The organism is Flavobacterium sinopsychrotolerans (genome assembly GCF_900110375.1).
GTDB lineage: Bacteria > Bacteroidota > Bacteroidia > Flavobacteriales > Flavobacteriaceae > Flavobacterium > Flavobacterium sinopsychrotolerans.
On record NZ_FODN01000005.1, the window covers coordinates 1 to 17,010 of the forward strand.

Here is a 17,010-nt window from a genome sequence, read left to right on the forward strand (position 1 = left end):
TTTTTTTGAAAATAAATTTTCTACTTTGATTAACTTTACTTGCCAGTATTTAAAAGAACTTCTGCGTCATTGCGGGTGCAAAACTAGCACCTTTATTGCGTTATTCAAGCTTTTTTAAACCTTTTTTTGACCTTTTCTTAACTTTATCTTTAACCTGCTGAAAACATGCTTTTTGAATGTCAAAGTTTTTTAAACAAAACAGTAACAAAACAGCCGATGGGTACAATTTTAAGTCAAAATCGCCTATTTCAGTATGATCGGACGCTTTCAACTTCCCTCTTTTATTTACTAAAGCTTTCAAAATTTAATCTTTATTCATGCTTTAACTGCTCTTAACTAAGCTCTAATCCTTAAAAACAGCCTAACTTGCCTGTATTTAAACAAAAAAACTCGTCTGGACCAATAAAATGGTTTTATGCCGTACCTTATATAGTAACAAACATCGCTTTTCCATTCTCTCCTATATATTAGGTAAAATCATATACGTCAAAATAACAAAAAGCTCTGGTTTATCGAAACCCGCGTTAGGGATAGCAGCGAAAAGCCCACAGTCCCGTTGAGTCTCAAACTCAACGGGACGAGGACTTGTAGCGAATAGCCCGACTTATAAAATACAGAGAGGCGATTACCCTTTACGATAATCGCCTCTCTGTATTTTATAAGGAACGCCAAAATGAAACTCTAATTGAAACGGATCGCAGGAAACAGCTCGCAATAGAAAAAACATCTCTTTACCTATATATAAGGAGTCCGACTTTGTATTTACACCTATATAGCAACAAACCTTACATATATATTGTATGTATTTCTGCAATGCTCTATATTTGCATTCTTAAAATAATAAACAATGATTAAGATTACTTTACCCGATGGGTCAGTTAAAGAGTTTGCTTCAGGGGTAACACCGATGGATGTTGCCAAAAGCATAAGTGAAGGATTTGCCAGAAATGTGATTTCGGCATCATTTGATGGTACAACTGTAGAAACCACAACTCCTTTGACGACGGACGGTAGTCTTATATTATATACATGGAATGACGAAGGTGGAAAAAAGGCTTTTTGGCATTCTACTTCACACGTAATGGCACAGGTTTTAGAGGAAATGTATCCAGGGATAAAATTAACTCTTGGACCAGCAATATCTAATGGATTTTATTATGATGTAGATTTTGAAGATCAAAAAATCACAGATGCTGACTTCAAAAAAATTGAAGATCGTGTTCTTGAAATAGCAAGAGGAAAGCACGAATTCAAACTACGACCTGTTTCTAAAGCTGACGCTTTGGAACAATATAAGGATAACGTTTACAAAACTGAATTGATCACTAATCTTGAGGATGGAACAATTACGTTTTGCGATCATGATACGTTTACTGATTTATGTCGCGGTGGTCACATTCCAAATACCGGAATAATCAAAGCGATGAAAATAATGAGCGTTGCCGGTGCTTACTGGCGTGGTGATGAAAAAAACAAACAGTTAACCCGTGTTTATGGAACTTCGTTTCCCAAACAAAAGGATTTAACAGAATACCTTCTATTATTAGAAGAGGCAAAACGTCGCGACCATAGAAAACTAGGAAAGGAATTGGAGTTATTTGCTTTTTCACAAAAAGTTGGAGCAGGTTTACCATTATGGTTGCCAAAAGGTGCTGCGTTGAGAGATCGTTTAGAGCAGTTTTTGAAAAAAGCACAGAAGAAAGCGGGTTATGAGCAAGTAATCACACCACATATAGGTCAAAAAGAATTGTATGTAACTTCAGGTCATTATGCAAAATATGGTGCAGACAGTTTTCAACCCATAAGCACTCCAGCTGAAGGGGAAGAGTTTTTATTGAAACCGATGAACTGCCCTCATCACTGTGAAATATATAATGTACGTCCATGGTCATACAAGGATTTACCAAAGCGCTATGCTGAATTTGGTACGGTTTACAGATACGAACAAAGTGGTGAACTACACGGTTTGACTCGTGTAAGAGGTTTTACTCAAGATGATGCACACATTTTTTGTACTCCGGAACAACTGGATGAAGAGTTTAAGAAAGTAATTGACTTGGTACTCTATGTATTTGGTTCATTAGGATTCGAAAACTTTACAGCTCAGATTTCTTTGAGAGATAAAGAGAATAGAGATAAATATATAGGTAGTGATGAAAACTGGGAAAAAGCAGAAAATGCCATTATCAATGCCGCTGCAGACAAAGGTTTGAAAACCGTTGTTGAATATGGTGAAGCTGCTTTCTATGGTCCGAAGTTGGATTTTATGGTAAAAGATGCTTTGGGAAGACAATGGCAGTTAGGAACCATTCAAGTAGATTATAACCTACCAGAACGTTTTGACTTGACCTACAAAGGATCTGATAACGAATTACATAGACCGGTGATGATCCATAGAGCTCCTTTTGGTTCAATGGAACGATTTATAGCTATTTTATTGGAGCACACTGCAGGAAATTTCCCGCTTTGGCTAATGCCAGAACAAGCTATAATATTGTCTTTGAGCGAAAAATATGAAATATATGCGAAAAAAGTTTTAGATTTGCTAGAAAATCACGAAATTCGCGCCCTCATTGATAATAGAAACGAGACAATCGGGAAGAAAATCAGAGATGCCGAAATGCAAAAAACCCCGTTTATGTTGATCGTAGGCGAGGAAGAAGAGAAAAACGGAACCATCTCTATCCGTCGTCACGGACAAGAAGGAAAGGGAAATATCAGCGTTACAATAGAAGAATTTGTTGCTATTGTAAACGAGGAAATCAATAAAACATTAAAAGTATACACAGTTTAACTTAAATTATAAAGTCATAGCAATAAGAAGCAACAGAGGTTACCAACCTCGCGTAGAAAAAAAAGATGCCCACAGAATAAACAGTCTTATTCGTGGTGTACAAGAAGTGAGACTTGTAGGTGAAAATATTGAGCCAGGAGTTTTTAAACTTTCAGAAGCTTTAAGATTAGCTGACCAATTTGAATTGGATTTAGTTGAGATTTCCCCTAATGCTGAACCTCCGGTTTGCAAAATCATGGATTACAAGAAATTTGTTTATGAGCAAAAGAAACGTGATAAAATCCTAAAAGCGAAATCTACACAAGTAGTCGTTAAGGAAATTCGTTTCGGACCTCAAACAGATGAGCATGATTATGAATTTAAGAGAAAGAACGCAGAAAAATTCTTAAAAGAAGGAGCAAAATTGAAAGCTTTTGTTTTCTTTAAAGGTCGTTCTATAATTTACAAAGATCAAGGTCAAATCTTATTGTTGAGATTAGCAACAGATCTTGAGGAATTTGGAAAAGTAGAAGCGATGCCAGTTCTGGAAGGAAAGAGAATGATTATGTTCATTGCTCCGAAGAAGAAGAAATAAATACGTCATAAATTCAAAAGTCTTAACGTTAGACTTTATGACTTTTAACTTTAAGACAAAACGATAAGTAAGTAAGAATAAATTAAAACACTAGGAAAAAATGCCTAAAATGAAAACCAAATCTAGCGCCAAGAAACGTTTTAAAGTTACTGGTTCTGGAAAGATTAAAAGAAAGCATGCTTTTAAAAGTCACATCTTGACTAAAAAATCTAAAAAACGTAAATTAGCATTGACACACTCTGCGCTAGTTCACAAAACAGATATGAAAAGCATCAAACAACAATTAAGAATTATTTAATAATTCTTTAGGTTAAAACAATTTAAAATAACCTTGGAGTATGGCCATTAAGTGCTTTTGATTCAATTCAAGCCGCCTACTACAAAAAAAACAATAAAATTATGCCAAGATCGGTAAATTCAGTTGCTAAAAGAGCAAGAAGAAAAAAAATAATGAAGCAAGCCAAAGGTTTCTTTGGTAGACGTAAAAACGTTTGGACAGTTGCTAAGAATGCGGTAGAGAAAGCAATGTGCTATGCTTACCGTGATAGAAAAGTGAACAAAAGAAATTTCCGTGCTTTATGGATTCAACGTATCAACGCTGGAGCTAGATTGGAAGGAATGTCTTATTCACAATTCATGGGTAAAGTAAAAAAGCATAATATCGAATTGAACCGTAAAGTTCTTGCCGATTTAGCGATGAACCACCCAGAAGCTTTCAAAGCAGTACTTAATAAAGTAAAATAAACGTTTTATCAACTCAATTTAGATTACTTACTTATAGAAAAACCTCAATCGAAAGATTGGGGTTTTTTGTTTCAAATTCCATTTTAAAATTGATACTATATACTCATCAAATAACTTTTGTAATAAAGTTATTTTAAGTAATTTCGAAAGATGATTTTTAAAAAATTATACTTCCCAGTTTACATCGCCGTATTAATAGTCCTTACCTTTTTACAATCCTGTAATAAAAAGCCTAAAGACAGCACTCCAAAAAAATTTGATCGAGTAGAAATTAATAAATTTTTAGAACTAGGTTATAAACACCATGAAAGCTTAAAATATGACAGTTCTTATTACTATTTTAACAAAGCAAAATATGTTGCGGAAATTAAAAAAGATACTTCCATAATTATTCATTCATTATCATGGATGGCGCAAATTCAAACTAATTTAGGAGATTATTCTGGTAGTGAGACTACAGCTATCGAAGCCCTTCATTTGTTAGAAAACACAGATAAATATCCTTATGGAGAAACGAACATTTACATCACTTTAGGTAATACTTATTTACAAACATATGATAATGACAATGCCATATTTTATTTCAATAAGGCTATAAACTCAAAAACGGATGAAGATATAAAATCTGGTATAAAAAATAATATTGCGATGGCCTACACGGAAAAAGGTAATTATAAAAAAGCTATCAAGATTCTCATTCCGTTACTTTTAAATAAAAAAGAAATAAACAGCCCAGAAACATTGGCTAGGATCAACGATAATTTAGGACATGCCTATGACAAAACATCAAACCCTAAAGCATTATACCATTTAAATTTAAGTTTAAATATTAGAGAAAAAATAAAAGAATACATCGGTATTTCTTCTAGCTATTTAAATCTTTCACAATATTATAACAAAAAGAATAAAAATCTATCTCTTTATTATGCAAAACTAGGATATTTATCAGCCGTTAAGCGAAAAAACATACTTGATCGTATGATTTGTTTAGAATTATTGATACAAAACAGTTCAGGAACTGAATTAAAAAAACATTCACTCGCTTATATCCATATAAATGACAGCATCAACAAAGTTAGGCAAAAAGCCAAAAATCAATTTGCTAAAATCAAATACGATTTTAAGAAAGAAAAGGATGAAAATCTAAAATTAAAAGCGCAAAAAGAACTTGAATCCGAAAAACAAAAAAATAAAAATATACTTTTATATGCTATAGTTGCAATTATTACTGTGGTTAGTATCCTTATAACAAATCTAATACTAATTAAAAACAGAAGAGAAAAAATAAAAGTCTCCTACAATACTGAGATTCGCATAGCAAAAAAATTACATGACGAATTGGCTAATGATGTATATCATACAATGGCTTTTGCTGAAACACAAGATTTATCGGACACTCACAATAAAGAAATACTAATTTCTAATCTAGATACCATTTATTTAAGGACACGAAATATTTCTCGTGAAAATAACACCATGGAAACTGGTCCTTTATTCATGTCAAATTTGAAAGAAATGATGTCTGGATTTAATACAGTCAATGTAAACGTGATATCAAACGGTATTGAGACAATTAATTGGAAAACCTTAGAACAAAATAAGAAAATAATCGTTTATAGGGTGCTACAAGAAATACTCGTCAACATGAAAAAACATAGCCAAGCTAGTTTGGTCGTATTAACTTTCAAAGAAAATAAAAATAAATTACAAATAGATTACACTGATAACGGGATAGGAGCAACATTTGAACAATTAAATTCAAAAAATGGACTGCAAAATGTGGAAAACCGTATTAAAGCTATAAAAGGAACAATTACTTTTGAGAGTAAATCCAGCAAAGGGTTTAGAATACATATTGTTTTCCCAATATAATACCAATTCCTATGTTCAAAAAAGTTTTAGTTGCCGAAGATTTAGACTCTATCAGCATTTCCATAGTTAAAGTACTTGAAGAACTTGCTATCTTAGAAATTCATCATGCCAAATACTGTGATGACGCTTTTTTAAAAATAAAAAAAGGATTACATAACAGTACACCTTATGACTTATTAATTAGTGATTTGTCATTTAAACCAGACCATCGAGAGAACAGATTTTCATCTGGAGAAGAACTTATTGAAGCTGCAAAAAAACTCCAACCAGACCTCAAAACTATCGTATTTTCTATTGAAGATAAATCCTTTAGAATAAAGTCTCTCTTTAATAATTTAGAAATAAATGCTTATGTTTCTAAGGGTAGAAATAGTATTCCAATACTCAAAAAAACAATTCAACGTATTTATAATAATGAAGAAGTAAAACTATCTGCTGAATTATCTTTGGCTTTAAGGGATAATTCTCTTTTTGAAATTGAATCTTATGACATAGCTCTTTTGAAATCATTGTCAAAAGGATCCACTTTAGACAATATCTCATCTGAATTTAAAGAATCAGGAATTGTACCTAATGGCAGTAGTAGTTTGGAAAAACGTATCAATAAGCTCAAAATATATTTCAAAGCCAATAATAATGTTCATCTTATCGCAATAACAAAAGACTTAGGACTGGTCTAATCTACATTTTTACTCTTCCTAAAGCGAAAGTCTACAGAATAATTGAATTATTTCAGCCATTTTTTAATGTTTTTTATTAAAAATAGTGTTTTTACGGTTTATCGTAAGGATATGATTTATAAAGATGTTAGGTTTATCCCATAAATTTAAATCAATATAAATGGCCAATTTTACAAGAGAAGATTTAGCATTCTCAGGATATTCTCAAACGATTAATCTGGAAAACAATACAAATCATATTGAAATTCTTGACCGAATTTATGTTGATAAAGTAGAAGAATGTGAAGTAATTCATTTTTGCAATCAGTTCTTGGAAAAATATAAAGTCCCCCAAACAAAAGCAACTTTTCAAAAAGTAGAAAGCTTTTTACAACATTCCGCATTAGAAAACGAAGTCTACAGAACTCAATTACAAGACTGGATTGCAAGCAATTGGATAAAAATATAGCAATTACTTTATTTTTATCAGATTTAAAAATCGGAATGAAATTGAAAATATAATACTTCTTAAAAATGAAAAAAAACATCTTGTTAGGACTTCTACTTGTAATATTGTTTTCTTTTCCTTCAAAACAATCGCTACAAATTCATTTAGAAAAGGTCCCTAAATATAAAGGTGATGGTTCATTGATTGACAAACCTAATAACAAAATTTTAATCTCCGAAAAAGATATTAATCTTGAAATTTTTGAGAAATGGAATAAAAAAAATACAGTTGGCATTTATATAAATCAAAAACCAATGAAATGTTCCTCAAGACAACGAAAAGGGAAAATTATTTATTCCAAATACAGCAAAGAAAATTATAGAACTGAATTTGAATAACATTTTTATCTACAAATGAGGAAAACCGTAGACTAATGATTTTTTAAGATTGTAAGTTTGAAATCAATTACTAAACTAGTACAATGGAATTATTACTTTTTTTCAATTTTGATCTATTATTTTCAATACAAATTGCTGTAATCCTAATAGGAACTGCTTGTCTTATTTATTTGGTATATCAAATTTGGAAAAACAAATAAGGTTATTGGACTGGAACTACAAAAAAAATAGAATGACCAGATCATGGAAATGAATAAAAATAAACTTTACCACAGAATAATTTTTAAAAATAAATTCAAGGAAATTAATTTAACAGAACACGGAATAATTTTAAATAAAAGAGGAAAAATAAAAAAAGAAATATTATTTTCTGAATTGGATCAAATTTATATTTCTGTAAATAAAATGAAGCTCAGTAATAAATTTTTAATAATCTTAGTGCTACTCTTTTCTGGACTATTTTCTCACTTATATCTTCAAGTTGACATACCAATCATTCTCGCTTACTTAACAGTCATTATTTTCATTTTAAAAATGAATAAATTCAGAAACTATACCTTAAAAATACGTCTAAAAAACGGAAAGACTTTTGAAAAAAAAATAACTGAAAAATTAAAACAAGAAGCTATAGATCTTATAAATGAAATTCGAAAAGAGATTTATGACTCTAAAATTGATAATAGTACTAAAATCTCAATTGAAATTTGTGCCTAAATGATTTATCCTCAAAAACTGCTAATTCTTAGTTAAATAGGTAACTTCAATACGATTCCGTTTTAAATTAAAAGATATAATCTTCTTAACAAAACAAGAGACAGTTTATCATTAAAGTGAATCCTTAACTATCTTTACATTCAAATCTGAAATAAAAACTAGAACTTATCGTGTGGTTTTATATTTTATACAAAGTCATTTTAAATTAAAATAAATTCATTAAAACATTCTGTTCCTAATAAATGAAATACAGCTATTCCTTCCTGTTCCTCCTCATTGCTACTTTTACTTTCTCTCAAACCAAACTCGTTTCTTGGAATCTTGAAAATTTTGGTAAATCTAAATCCGAAGAATCGATCAACTATATTGCAAATTCGCTGAGAGAATATGATATTGTCGCCATACAGGAAGTCGTGGCAGGATATGGTGGCGCGCAGGCTGTAGCCAGATTGGCGGATGAACTTAATCGTAAAGGAGCAAAATGGGATTATGTGATTAGTGACCCTACCTGTAGCAGCGCTTATAAAACTGAACGATATGCTTTTATCTGGAAAACGAGTACAATTAAAAAAATAGGAAAAGCCTGGCTGGAAAAAAAATATCATTTAGAAATAGACAGAGAACCCTATTTCTGTACGTTTCAATATGAAAACAAACAATTTACAGTCGTTAATTTTCATGCGATAACAAAGAAAAGACAACCTGAAACCGAAATTAAATATTTTAAATTTCTACCGGTTGAATATCCCAGTTTAAATTTAATTTTCGCGGGTGATTTCAATTGTCCGCAATCACATACTGTTTTTAATCCTTTGAAAAAAATGGGCTATCAGTCAATTTTGGTTGACCAAAAAACTTCGCTGAAACAAGAATGCAAAAACGATAATTGTCTGGCTTCGGAATTTGATAATATGTATTTCAAATCTTCGAAAGTAAATACTATAAATTCAGGAATTATCCCGTTTTATAAAAACTTCAATTCTTTAAAAGAAGCCCGAATAATCTCTGACCACATTCCTATTTGGTTTGAATTTTCTTTGAACTGATACTAAACAAAAATCCCTTTAGACAGAGAATATTAATCAAAAACTTCAAAATTATTGCCATCAAAACTAGCAAAAACAATACTTGGATGCGAATCCTGATGAAACATATTTCCTTGACTGTCAATGGCAATTGCTCCTGCAAAACCATCATAAGGTTTTAATTCTTTAAACGTTTTGGCAAAAGCTTCTTGTAGCGCAAAACCATCGGTAACCCGAGTGACGATTTTTGCCGCGGTGGCATTACTCACAATATCTTCACCTACTCCTGTCAAACTCACGCCACAAAATGCATTAGCATAATTCCCGGCTACAGTAGCTGAATCTGAAATACGCCCAGGAATTTCAAATCCTTTCCCGCCTGTTGAAGTTGCTACAGCAATTTTTTCGTTTTGGTCCAAAGCGACACAACCTACGGTTCCTGTCCCCAATGATTTCTGTTTCGCTTCATATTCAGCTCTTCGTTGAGGGATTTCAGTTGAAAAAGCTTCAAAACCATGTTGCCGTGCAAAATTAGTAGCTCCACTTCCACCTAAAATTCTATCGTCATATTGTATCAATATTTGTGCAACCTGAACCGGATTTTTCACTTCTTCTATATTGATAACGCCGCTCATTTTCTGAGTTTCCCCATCCATAACCGCAGCACTCATTCTTATTTTTCCGTCACTTTGAATTTGGGATCCAATTCCGGCATTGAACAATTCGTCATCTTCCAAAAGCGAAACGGCATAAACAACTGTTTCTAATGCGGAATGCGTTTGTAAAAATGTATAGGAATCTTTTACAATTCTTTCTAAAGCCTTTTGCTTGGCCACTTTTGTTTCGTGATTGGTTGATGATTCCGAAAAAAAACCACCATGTATAATTAATTTCATAATTGACTGAAGTCTTTTAGTTTACTGTATAAAAATCTGTTATTCGCAAACTAACTATTATAGGTAATGAGAAGATTGAATGTGCATTTTATGCGTTTCAAGATTATAAGTATCAAATTTGCTCATAACATGTGTTACTAAATGGGAGATAGAAATGGGTTGTCCTAATTCTACTTTCGTTAAATTAGTATCTTTTATCTCACGCCCATCAACCAAAATAACCAAACCGGAGCCTATCGCTTCCATTTCATTATTATTAGTAATCAACAATCCGGTATCTTCTCCAAGTCCTATTCCCAGTACTCTCGGATTACCTACAACAGCTTGAAAAAGTCTACCGATTCTACCGCGTTGTACAAAATGAGTGTCGATAATAACGCCATCAATTAAACCCAATCCGCTCGAAATTTTCACTTCGCCTTTCAGTAAAGCCTCTGAACTGCTTCCCTGATAAATCATGTTATTAGAGGCTGCTGCGGCTCCAGCCGAAGTTCCAGCATAAATAAATTCTTCATTGTGGTATTTATCCAACAACATGTCATGAAATGGTGTTCCTCCCAGAATGGAAGTCAATCGCAATTGATCGCCTCCAGTAAGCATAACAATGTCTGCTGCTTTTAATCGAGATAAAACTGTTGCATCTGCAGCTTGTTCTCGTCTTTCAATATGCAGAATATCTACATTTTTAGCATTCAAATATTCAAATGCCTTAACATACTCAGGACCAATTTCTCGCGGAATGACTGAAGCAGTTGTGATAATTTCTATACGGGACTTCTCTTTGTGTTTTGATTCATTCAGTATCCTTTTTAAAATTCCAGTTTCAAAAAAGTTTAAATTATTGTTGGCATTTTTATCTAAATAGGTTTCGGTAAAACTTCCTTTATCTACTGCACCGCCTATTATTATTAGTTTTCCTAGTATATTCATTTGGTAAAAATAACCAAAAAGATAAAAAAAGAACCTTTGAAGTTCTATTTTTTTTCAATAGTTGCGAACAGAAATAATATTAATTAATTTTCAAAGAATAAATTTCGATTCGTATTGTAAAAAACTTTAATTTAGTTGTATTCTATCTTATTTAGATTGAGTTGTTAGATTGTACTTTACCTTTTTTTTCCAAAACAACACTGGTCAAAAATGAAAATTAAGTCTTTGTATTCAACTTTTTTTACACAAAAAAATAATCTTCTGTTTCTATGAAAATAATTAAAGTACAAGCCCTTCGTGGTCCGAATATCTGGAGTATTCAAAGAAAAAAATTAATCCAAATGCGTTTGGATTTGGAAGAAATGGAGCAGTTCCCTACCAATAAAATTGACGGATTTAAAGAACGCATTGAAGCTATGTTTCCTTCAATGATTGAACACCGTTGTTCTGAAGGTTGTCGTGGCGGATTTTTTTCCAGAGTAGAACGTGGAACCTGGATGGGACATGTGATTGAACATATTGCCCTTGAAATTCAGTCTCTTGCCGGAATGGAAACCGGTTTTGGAAGAACCAGAGAAACTAAAACTCCAGGAACGTATAATGTAGTTTTTAGTTATACGGAAGAAAATGTAGGTCTTTTTGCTGCAGAATCCTCTGTTGCCATTGCCGAAGCATTAATTGCGGGAACTGAATATGATGTGAATGCCGACTTACAGAAAATGCGAGAAATACGCGAGCGCGTGCGACTTGGACCAAGTACCGGAAGTATTGTAGAAGAAGCCGTTTCTAGAGATATTCCATGGATAAGACTTGGAACAAACTCATTGGTACAACTTGGATACGGCATCAATCAAATGCGTTTTCAGGCAACTATTACTTGTAAAACAAGTAGCATTGCTGTTGATATTGCCTGCAACAAAGAACAAACCAAAAAAATGTTGGAAATGGCCTCCATCCCTGTGGCTAGCGGAAGCATTTGTGTAGATGAAGAGAGTCTAGCTGAAGTGATACAAAAAATTGGCTATCCTATTGTCCTAAAACCGTTGGGTGGAAATCACGGAAAAGGTGCCTCCATTAATGTTACTAATTGGGAAGATGCTGTATCCGGTTTAGCATTTGCACAAGCATACGGGAAACGTGTCATTGTAGAGAAATTCATAACCGGTTTCGATTTTAGAATATTGGTTATCGATAATAAATTAGTAGCTGCCGCAAAAAGAGTTCCTGCTCACGTAATTGGAAACGGAACGGATAGCATTCAGCAATTAATTGACACCACAAATCTGGACCCAAGAAGAGGTTATGGACATGAAAATGTGCTAACTCAAATTGATGTCGACCGTGATACCGAAGATCTATTGGAAAAACTGAACTATACTTTGGAAACTATTCCAAGAATTGGTGAAATTGTATTTTTAAAATCTACAGCTAATTTAAGTACTGGAGGAACTTCTGTAGACGTGACTGATATGATGCACCCCGAAAATATCTTTCTTGCTGAAAGAATTTCAAGAGTCATTGGACTCGATGTCTGCGGAGTTGATATAATGGCCGAAAATTTGACGCAACCTTTAAAAGAAAATGGTGGTGTAATTCTAGAAGTCAATGCGGCTCCTGGTTTTAGAATGCACCTTGCTCCTTCTGAAGGCTTGCCCAGAAACGTGGCTGCACCGGTAATTGACATGTTGTATCCTCCGGGGAAATCATGTCGCATTCCAATAATTGCCGTGACGGGAACAAACGGAAAAACCACCACTACCCGACTTTTGGCACATATTGTGAAAAATAATGGATTCAAAGTAGGATTCACCACATCAGATGGGATTTATGTTCAAAATCACATGATGGAAAAAGGAGACACTACAGGACCTCTTAGTGCCGAATATATTTTGAGAGATCCAACTGTAGAATTTGCAGTTCTGGAAACTGCCAGAGGCGGAATTCTTCGTTCTGGTTTGGGTTTCAGTCGCTGTGATATCGGAATTGTAACTAATATTCAGGAAGACCACTTGGGTTTAAGCGACATTCACACATTAGATGATTTGGCAAGAGTGAAAGCTACAGTGGTCAAAAGTATCAAGAAAAACGGCTGGGCTGTTTTAAATGGTGACGACGAACATTGTATAAAGTTAGGAAAAGACCTAAATTGTAATGTCGCCTATTTCAGTTTGAGCGAAGACAGCGATTTTATAAAAAAACTTTGTGCCGAAGGAAAAACAGTTGCAGTCTATGAAAATGGCTATATCACTATCAAAAAAGGAGAATGGAAAATCCGAATTGAGCGTGCGACTCACGTACCTTTAACATTAGGCGGTAAAGCGAAATTCATGATTGCCAATGTCCTTGCTGCTACTTTAGCGAGTTATTTATGGGGTTTCAAAACTGAAGATATCAGTTTGTCCCTTCAAACTTTCATTCCAAGTGCCGCACAAACTCCGGGTCGTATGAATATTTTTGAATTCAAAAAATTCAAAGTCCTTATTGATTTTGCTCACAATGCATCCGGTTATAAAGGTGTCGAAGAATACCTTCAAAGCGTAGATGCTACCAAGAAAATTGGAATAATAGCAGGTGTTGGTGATCGCAGAGACGAAGACATCAGAGAATGTGCCAATATAGCAGCCCGAATGTTTGACCATATTATAATTAGACAAGAAAAATACCTGAGAGGAAGAACCGAAGATGAAATTATTAATTTAATTCTCGATGGAATCAAAGCTTCCGGTAAAACGGTCACCTATGAAATTATCCCTAAAGAAACTGAAGCGATAAAACATGCTATAAACTCTGCCGAAGAAGGAAGTTTCATCACCGCTTTAAGTGACGTAGTGACCAATGCAATTGATATTGTACAAGAATATTTAGACAAAGAAAATGAACACGGAGTGGTGTAATTTTTTCAGGAGCTAATCCTGCTGTCCGTTATATCTTTATTTGCCTAAAGAAGGCAAACAAAGGATGCCACTACCATCAGGGCTAAAAAACGAAAGCCAATCGAATTCAGATTGGCTTTTGTTGTATATTATGTTTTCAACTTTTTCTTTCTGGCTGCAGGAAATAAAACGTTATTCAAAATCAAACGATAACCCGGTGAATTAGAATGCAAATCCAAAACTGTTGGAGGATCTCCCACCTGATGCTGAAAATCTTCCGGATCGTGACCACCGTAGAATGTGAACATTCCTTTCCCTTTTTGACCATGAATGTAACGTGCCTCCCCATTCAACTCACAAGTTCCCATAACCAACACGTTTGATTTTATTAAAGGTGCGTTAAAAGCAGTAGTTTGTCCCATAAATCCTTTAACCAATTGGGTGTGGTTTTGACAGAGCATACTAGGAATTGGATCCCATTTAGCCGAAAATTCCATTAAAGTAAAATAATCTTTATCCATAGGAACTCGTCTTTTAGAAGTCATATCAATATCCGAAAATTCATATTGCTCGGGCCTTCTTTCCAAAGTAAAATCTTTGAAGGCAAAAGAATTACTGAAATTCATCTTCGATTGGTAATTGCCTTCGCTGGCATCACCATCAAACATGGCTTCACAAATATCCATACCATCAGCCGCCAAAGCGATATCAAAACTATCCGTTGCAGAACACATAGCAAACATAAATCCACCGCCAATAACAAAATCCCTGATTTTCTTCGCTACAGCTCCCTTTTCTTGTGAAACTTTAGAATATCCTAATTTAGTAGCCATTGTTTCAGCATCTTTCTTTTGCTCAATGTACCAAGGCACATTTTTGTATGCGCTATAAAATTTACCATATTGTCCTGTAAAGTCCTCATGATGCAAGTGTAACCAATCGTAAAGCAAAAGTTGATCACTTAAGACTTCTTCATCATAAATTGCGGTAAAAGGGATTTCTGCATAGGTTAAAACTAGCGTTACCGCATCGTCCCAAGGTTGTTTTCCTTTAGGTGTATAAACAGCGATTTTTGGCGCTTTTTCCAGCACTACTGATTCCATGTTCTGTGAAGGACTTGAGATTTCATTCAAAATAGCCCACTCTTCTCCATCAGAAATTATTTCAAAACTAACACCTCGTATCTGGCACTCTTTACGAATTTCCTCTGCATCAGGCAGTAAAAAAGATCCGCCACGATAATTGAGTAACCAACTTGCTTTGTAATTTTTGTCCAAACACCAAAAGGTAATTCCGTATGCTTTCAAATGGTTTTGCTGCGTAGTTTCATCCATTGGAACCAAAATAAAAGAAGCTTTGGCAGTTGTAGTCAATAGAAAAAGGAATATATAGAAGAGTTTTTTGAGCATCTTGCAGTAATTTTTTATATCTCAAAGATAGAAAGTAAGCACTTCAAATGAATAAAATTTAACGTTTAAATGAAGCTTTTTCATCGCTTTTCTAAAAAACACGTAAAAATACGCATAGCCAAATTATTTCTTAATTATAAATTCGCAGATATCCTTTAATAAACCAAAATGAAAAATTCAATAATGAATCCAAACGAAAGCAATGATCCGTTCAATCTTCTGAATTTATTAAAAAAAATAGGATTGTGTTTATTAGTAATCCTTATCATAACTTTTTACATGCTTTGCTACCAACATCTTAGCCTATAACGAATGAAAATTATTCTCAAAAAATAGAAATTGTTTTAAAAAATTATTACACCGCTTTATCAGAAGAAATTCTCGTCACTGCAAAATCAGATGGCGATTCGACCTTGCTGAGAAGACAACTTTTCTATATCCAGGCAGCAAAACTGGAGAAAAGTCTGGATAGTGATGATTTGAGAAAGACATTTTGGATAAATATCTACAATGCGTATTATCTCATTATTTCAAAAGAATCTACTGACAATACTTCAATTTACAACTTAAAAAGAATAAAAATTGCTCGTTCTCAATTGTCATTAAACGATATTGAACATGGGATTTTAAGGAAATTTAAAATGGGATTTGGATATCTTACGAATCCATTTTGCTTTACGCAGTATTTCTTTAGAAAAAACAACCATTGATTATTACGACAGTGAAATAATTGAAAACCAACTCGGCCAAATTACCCACAATTTCATTCAATCTGAAACTGAATTTGATTCAAAATTAAAATTAATCCGAACATCAAAATTTTTATTCTCTTATTATCGGGATTTTGGAGGTATGCGCTCAGTTAAAAAAACTATTGCAAACAAGTTTAAAAAAAGACTTGAAAGGGTATACACTTCAGTTCAAAAAACACTGCAAAATAAAAAACAATATCTAATGCAACGCAATTGCCGTTCCTCAAGCAATTAACTAAATTTTCAAAAAAATTAAACTTCAAAATCCATAATTTCATTCTGAACAGCATAAACCACTAAACCAGCAATATTCCTGGATTCCGTTTTCAATAATAAATTATTGCGATGACCTTCTACCGTTCTTGGACTTATAAACAGCTTTTCGGCAATTTCAGCCGTACTTTTTTGCAAACAAATCAGTTTTAATACTTCAAATTCACGAGCTGTCAAAAAATTATTATCTAAAGCGCTCTTTGTTTTTTTAGCAGTCAAGACATCATCCTGAATAATTTTCATGACATAATCCGTGTAGTAAAAACCCTTTTCAGCAACTTCATTTATAGTTTTAATCAATTCTTGCGGAGTAGCATTTTTTATCAAATACGAAACTGCGCCTACATCAATCATATTGGCAACAAAAGACTTTGAATCGTAACTGGTCAGTGCTATGATTTTTAGTTTTGGAAATTCCACATGAATAATCTTAGTTGCTTCAACACCATTAATTCCTGGCATTTTTAAGTCCATGATGATAATATCCGGATGATTATTTTTATTGTTTTGCAGAAAAGAAATCAATTCATCACCGTTTGACGCTTCAAAAATGATGTCAATATTTGGTTCACGACCCAATAAAAAAGAAATTCCTTTTCTAAAAAGAATCTCATCATCCACTAATATTATTTTTATAGTTTTGCTCATT

18 protein-coding genes are annotated in these 17,010 nt (G+C 33.3%); 13 read left to right on the plus strand and 5 right to left on the minus strand.

The annotated features are described in order from the left end of the window. Positions 1 to 100: 100 nt before the first annotated feature. Positions 101 to 301, minus strand: a complete 201-nt coding sequence (locus BMX64_RS15595) for a hypothetical protein (RefSeq protein WP_143056076.1) — start codon at positions 299 to 301, stop codon at positions 101 to 103. Positions 302 to 847: 546 nt separating this feature from the next. Between BMX64_RS15595 and thrS the strand changes: the two genes are divergently transcribed. From thrS to BMX64_RS09915, 10 genes are all read left to right on the plus strand, one after another. Further along, complete coding sequence (gene thrS / locus BMX64_RS09870) at positions 848 to 2,794, plus strand: threonine--tRNA ligase (protein ID WP_091171186.1); 1,947 nt, start codon at positions 848 to 850, stop codon at positions 2,792 to 2,794. Between the two features lie 16 nt (positions 2,795 to 2,810). Beyond that, positions 2,811 to 3,368, plus strand: coding sequence for a translation initiation factor IF-3 (gene infC / locus BMX64_RS09875; RefSeq protein WP_370273076.1), 558 nt, complete (start codon positions 2,811 to 2,813; stop codon positions 3,366 to 3,368). Between the two features lie 100 nt (positions 3,369 to 3,468). Continuing rightward, positions 3,469 to 3,666, plus strand: coding sequence for a 50S ribosomal protein L35 (gene rpmI / locus BMX64_RS09880; RefSeq protein ID WP_022827375.1), 198 nt, complete (start codon positions 3,469 to 3,471; stop codon positions 3,664 to 3,666). 101 nt (positions 3,667 to 3,767) lie between these two features. Beyond that, on the plus strand, positions 3,768 to 4,112 hold the full coding sequence (rplT, locus tag BMX64_RS09885; protein ID WP_073016805.1) for a 50S ribosomal protein L20: 345 nt from the start codon (positions 3,768 to 3,770) through the stop codon (positions 4,110 to 4,112). 150 nt (positions 4,113 to 4,262) lie between these two features. Further along, positions 4,263 to 5,984: a tetratricopeptide repeat-containing sensor histidine kinase gene (locus tag BMX64_RS09890; RefSeq protein WP_091171189.1), complete on the plus strand. Its 1,722-nt coding sequence runs from the start codon at positions 4,263 to 4,265 to the stop codon at positions 5,982 to 5,984. Positions 5,985 to 5,995: 11 nt separating this feature from the next. Continuing rightward, on the plus strand, positions 5,996 to 6,664 hold the full coding sequence (locus tag BMX64_RS09895) for a response regulator transcription factor (RefSeq protein WP_091171193.1): 669 nt from the start codon (positions 5,996 to 5,998) through the stop codon (positions 6,662 to 6,664). 160 nt (positions 6,665 to 6,824) lie between these two features. Then, positions 6,825 to 7,112, plus strand: a complete 288-nt coding sequence (locus BMX64_RS09900) for a hypothetical protein (RefSeq protein ID WP_091171197.1) — start codon at positions 6,825 to 6,827, stop codon at positions 7,110 to 7,112. Positions 7,113 to 7,177: 65 nt separating this feature from the next. After that, positions 7,178 to 7,489: a hypothetical protein gene (locus BMX64_RS09905; protein ID WP_091171200.1), complete on the plus strand. Its 312-nt coding sequence runs from the start codon at positions 7,178 to 7,180 to the stop codon at positions 7,487 to 7,489. Between the two features lie 243 nt (positions 7,490 to 7,732). Further along, on the plus strand, positions 7,733 to 8,203 hold the full coding sequence (locus BMX64_RS09910; protein ID WP_091171204.1) for a hypothetical protein: 471 nt from the start codon (positions 7,733 to 7,735) through the stop codon (positions 8,201 to 8,203). Between the two features lie 242 nt (positions 8,204 to 8,445). Further along, positions 8,446 to 9,249, plus strand: a complete 804-nt coding sequence (locus BMX64_RS09915) for an endonuclease/exonuclease/phosphatase family protein (RefSeq protein ID WP_091171208.1) — start codon at positions 8,446 to 8,448, stop codon at positions 9,247 to 9,249. A 32-nt stretch (positions 9,250 to 9,281) separates the two neighbouring features. Here BMX64_RS09915 and BMX64_RS09920 read toward each other — a convergent pair whose 3' ends face one another. Both BMX64_RS09920 and BMX64_RS09925 read right to left on the minus strand, forming a co-directional pair. Continuing rightward, positions 9,282 to 10,124, minus strand: coding sequence for an isoaspartyl peptidase/L-asparaginase (locus BMX64_RS09920; RefSeq protein ID WP_091171212.1), 843 nt, complete (start codon positions 10,122 to 10,124; stop codon positions 9,282 to 9,284). A 57-nt stretch (positions 10,125 to 10,181) separates the two neighbouring features. Beyond that, positions 10,182 to 11,054: a cyanophycinase gene (locus BMX64_RS09925; RefSeq protein ID WP_091171215.1), complete on the minus strand. Its 873-nt coding sequence runs from the start codon at positions 11,052 to 11,054 to the stop codon at positions 10,182 to 10,184. Between the two features lie 269 nt (positions 11,055 to 11,323). Between BMX64_RS09925 and cphA the strand changes: the two genes are divergently transcribed. Further along, entirely contained in the window at positions 11,324 to 13,948 is a 2,625-nt protein-coding gene (cphA, locus tag BMX64_RS09930) for a cyanophycin synthetase (RefSeq protein WP_091171220.1), read from the plus strand. A 128-nt stretch (positions 13,949 to 14,076) separates the two neighbouring features. Here cphA and BMX64_RS09935 read toward each other — a convergent pair whose 3' ends face one another. Beyond that, positions 14,077 to 15,336 carry an asparagine synthetase B gene (locus tag BMX64_RS09935; RefSeq protein ID WP_091171224.1) on the minus strand — a complete coding sequence of 420 codons (1,260 nt, stop codon included), beginning with the start codon at positions 15,334 to 15,336 and terminating at the stop codon, positions 14,077 to 14,079. Between the two features lie 168 nt (positions 15,337 to 15,504). Here BMX64_RS09935 and BMX64_RS15715 point away from each other — a divergent pair, with 168 nt between their 5' ends. Next, complete coding sequence (locus BMX64_RS15715) at positions 15,505 to 15,645, plus strand: hypothetical protein (protein ID WP_167543051.1); 141 nt, start codon at positions 15,505 to 15,507, stop codon at positions 15,643 to 15,645. A gap of 170 nt (positions 15,646 to 15,815) precedes the next feature. Next, positions 15,816 to 16,046, plus strand: a complete 231-nt coding sequence (locus BMX64_RS16000; RefSeq protein WP_396180375.1) for a DUF547 domain-containing protein — start codon at positions 15,816 to 15,818, stop codon at positions 16,044 to 16,046. A 294-nt stretch (positions 16,047 to 16,340) separates the two neighbouring features. On the opposite strand, the gene BMX64_RS09945 is transcribed toward BMX64_RS16000, so the two are convergent. Then, on the minus strand, positions 16,341 to 17,009 hold the full coding sequence (locus BMX64_RS09945; protein ID WP_091171231.1) for a response regulator transcription factor: 669 nt from the start codon (positions 17,007 to 17,009) through the stop codon (positions 16,341 to 16,343). Position 17,010 lies beyond the last annotated feature (1 nt).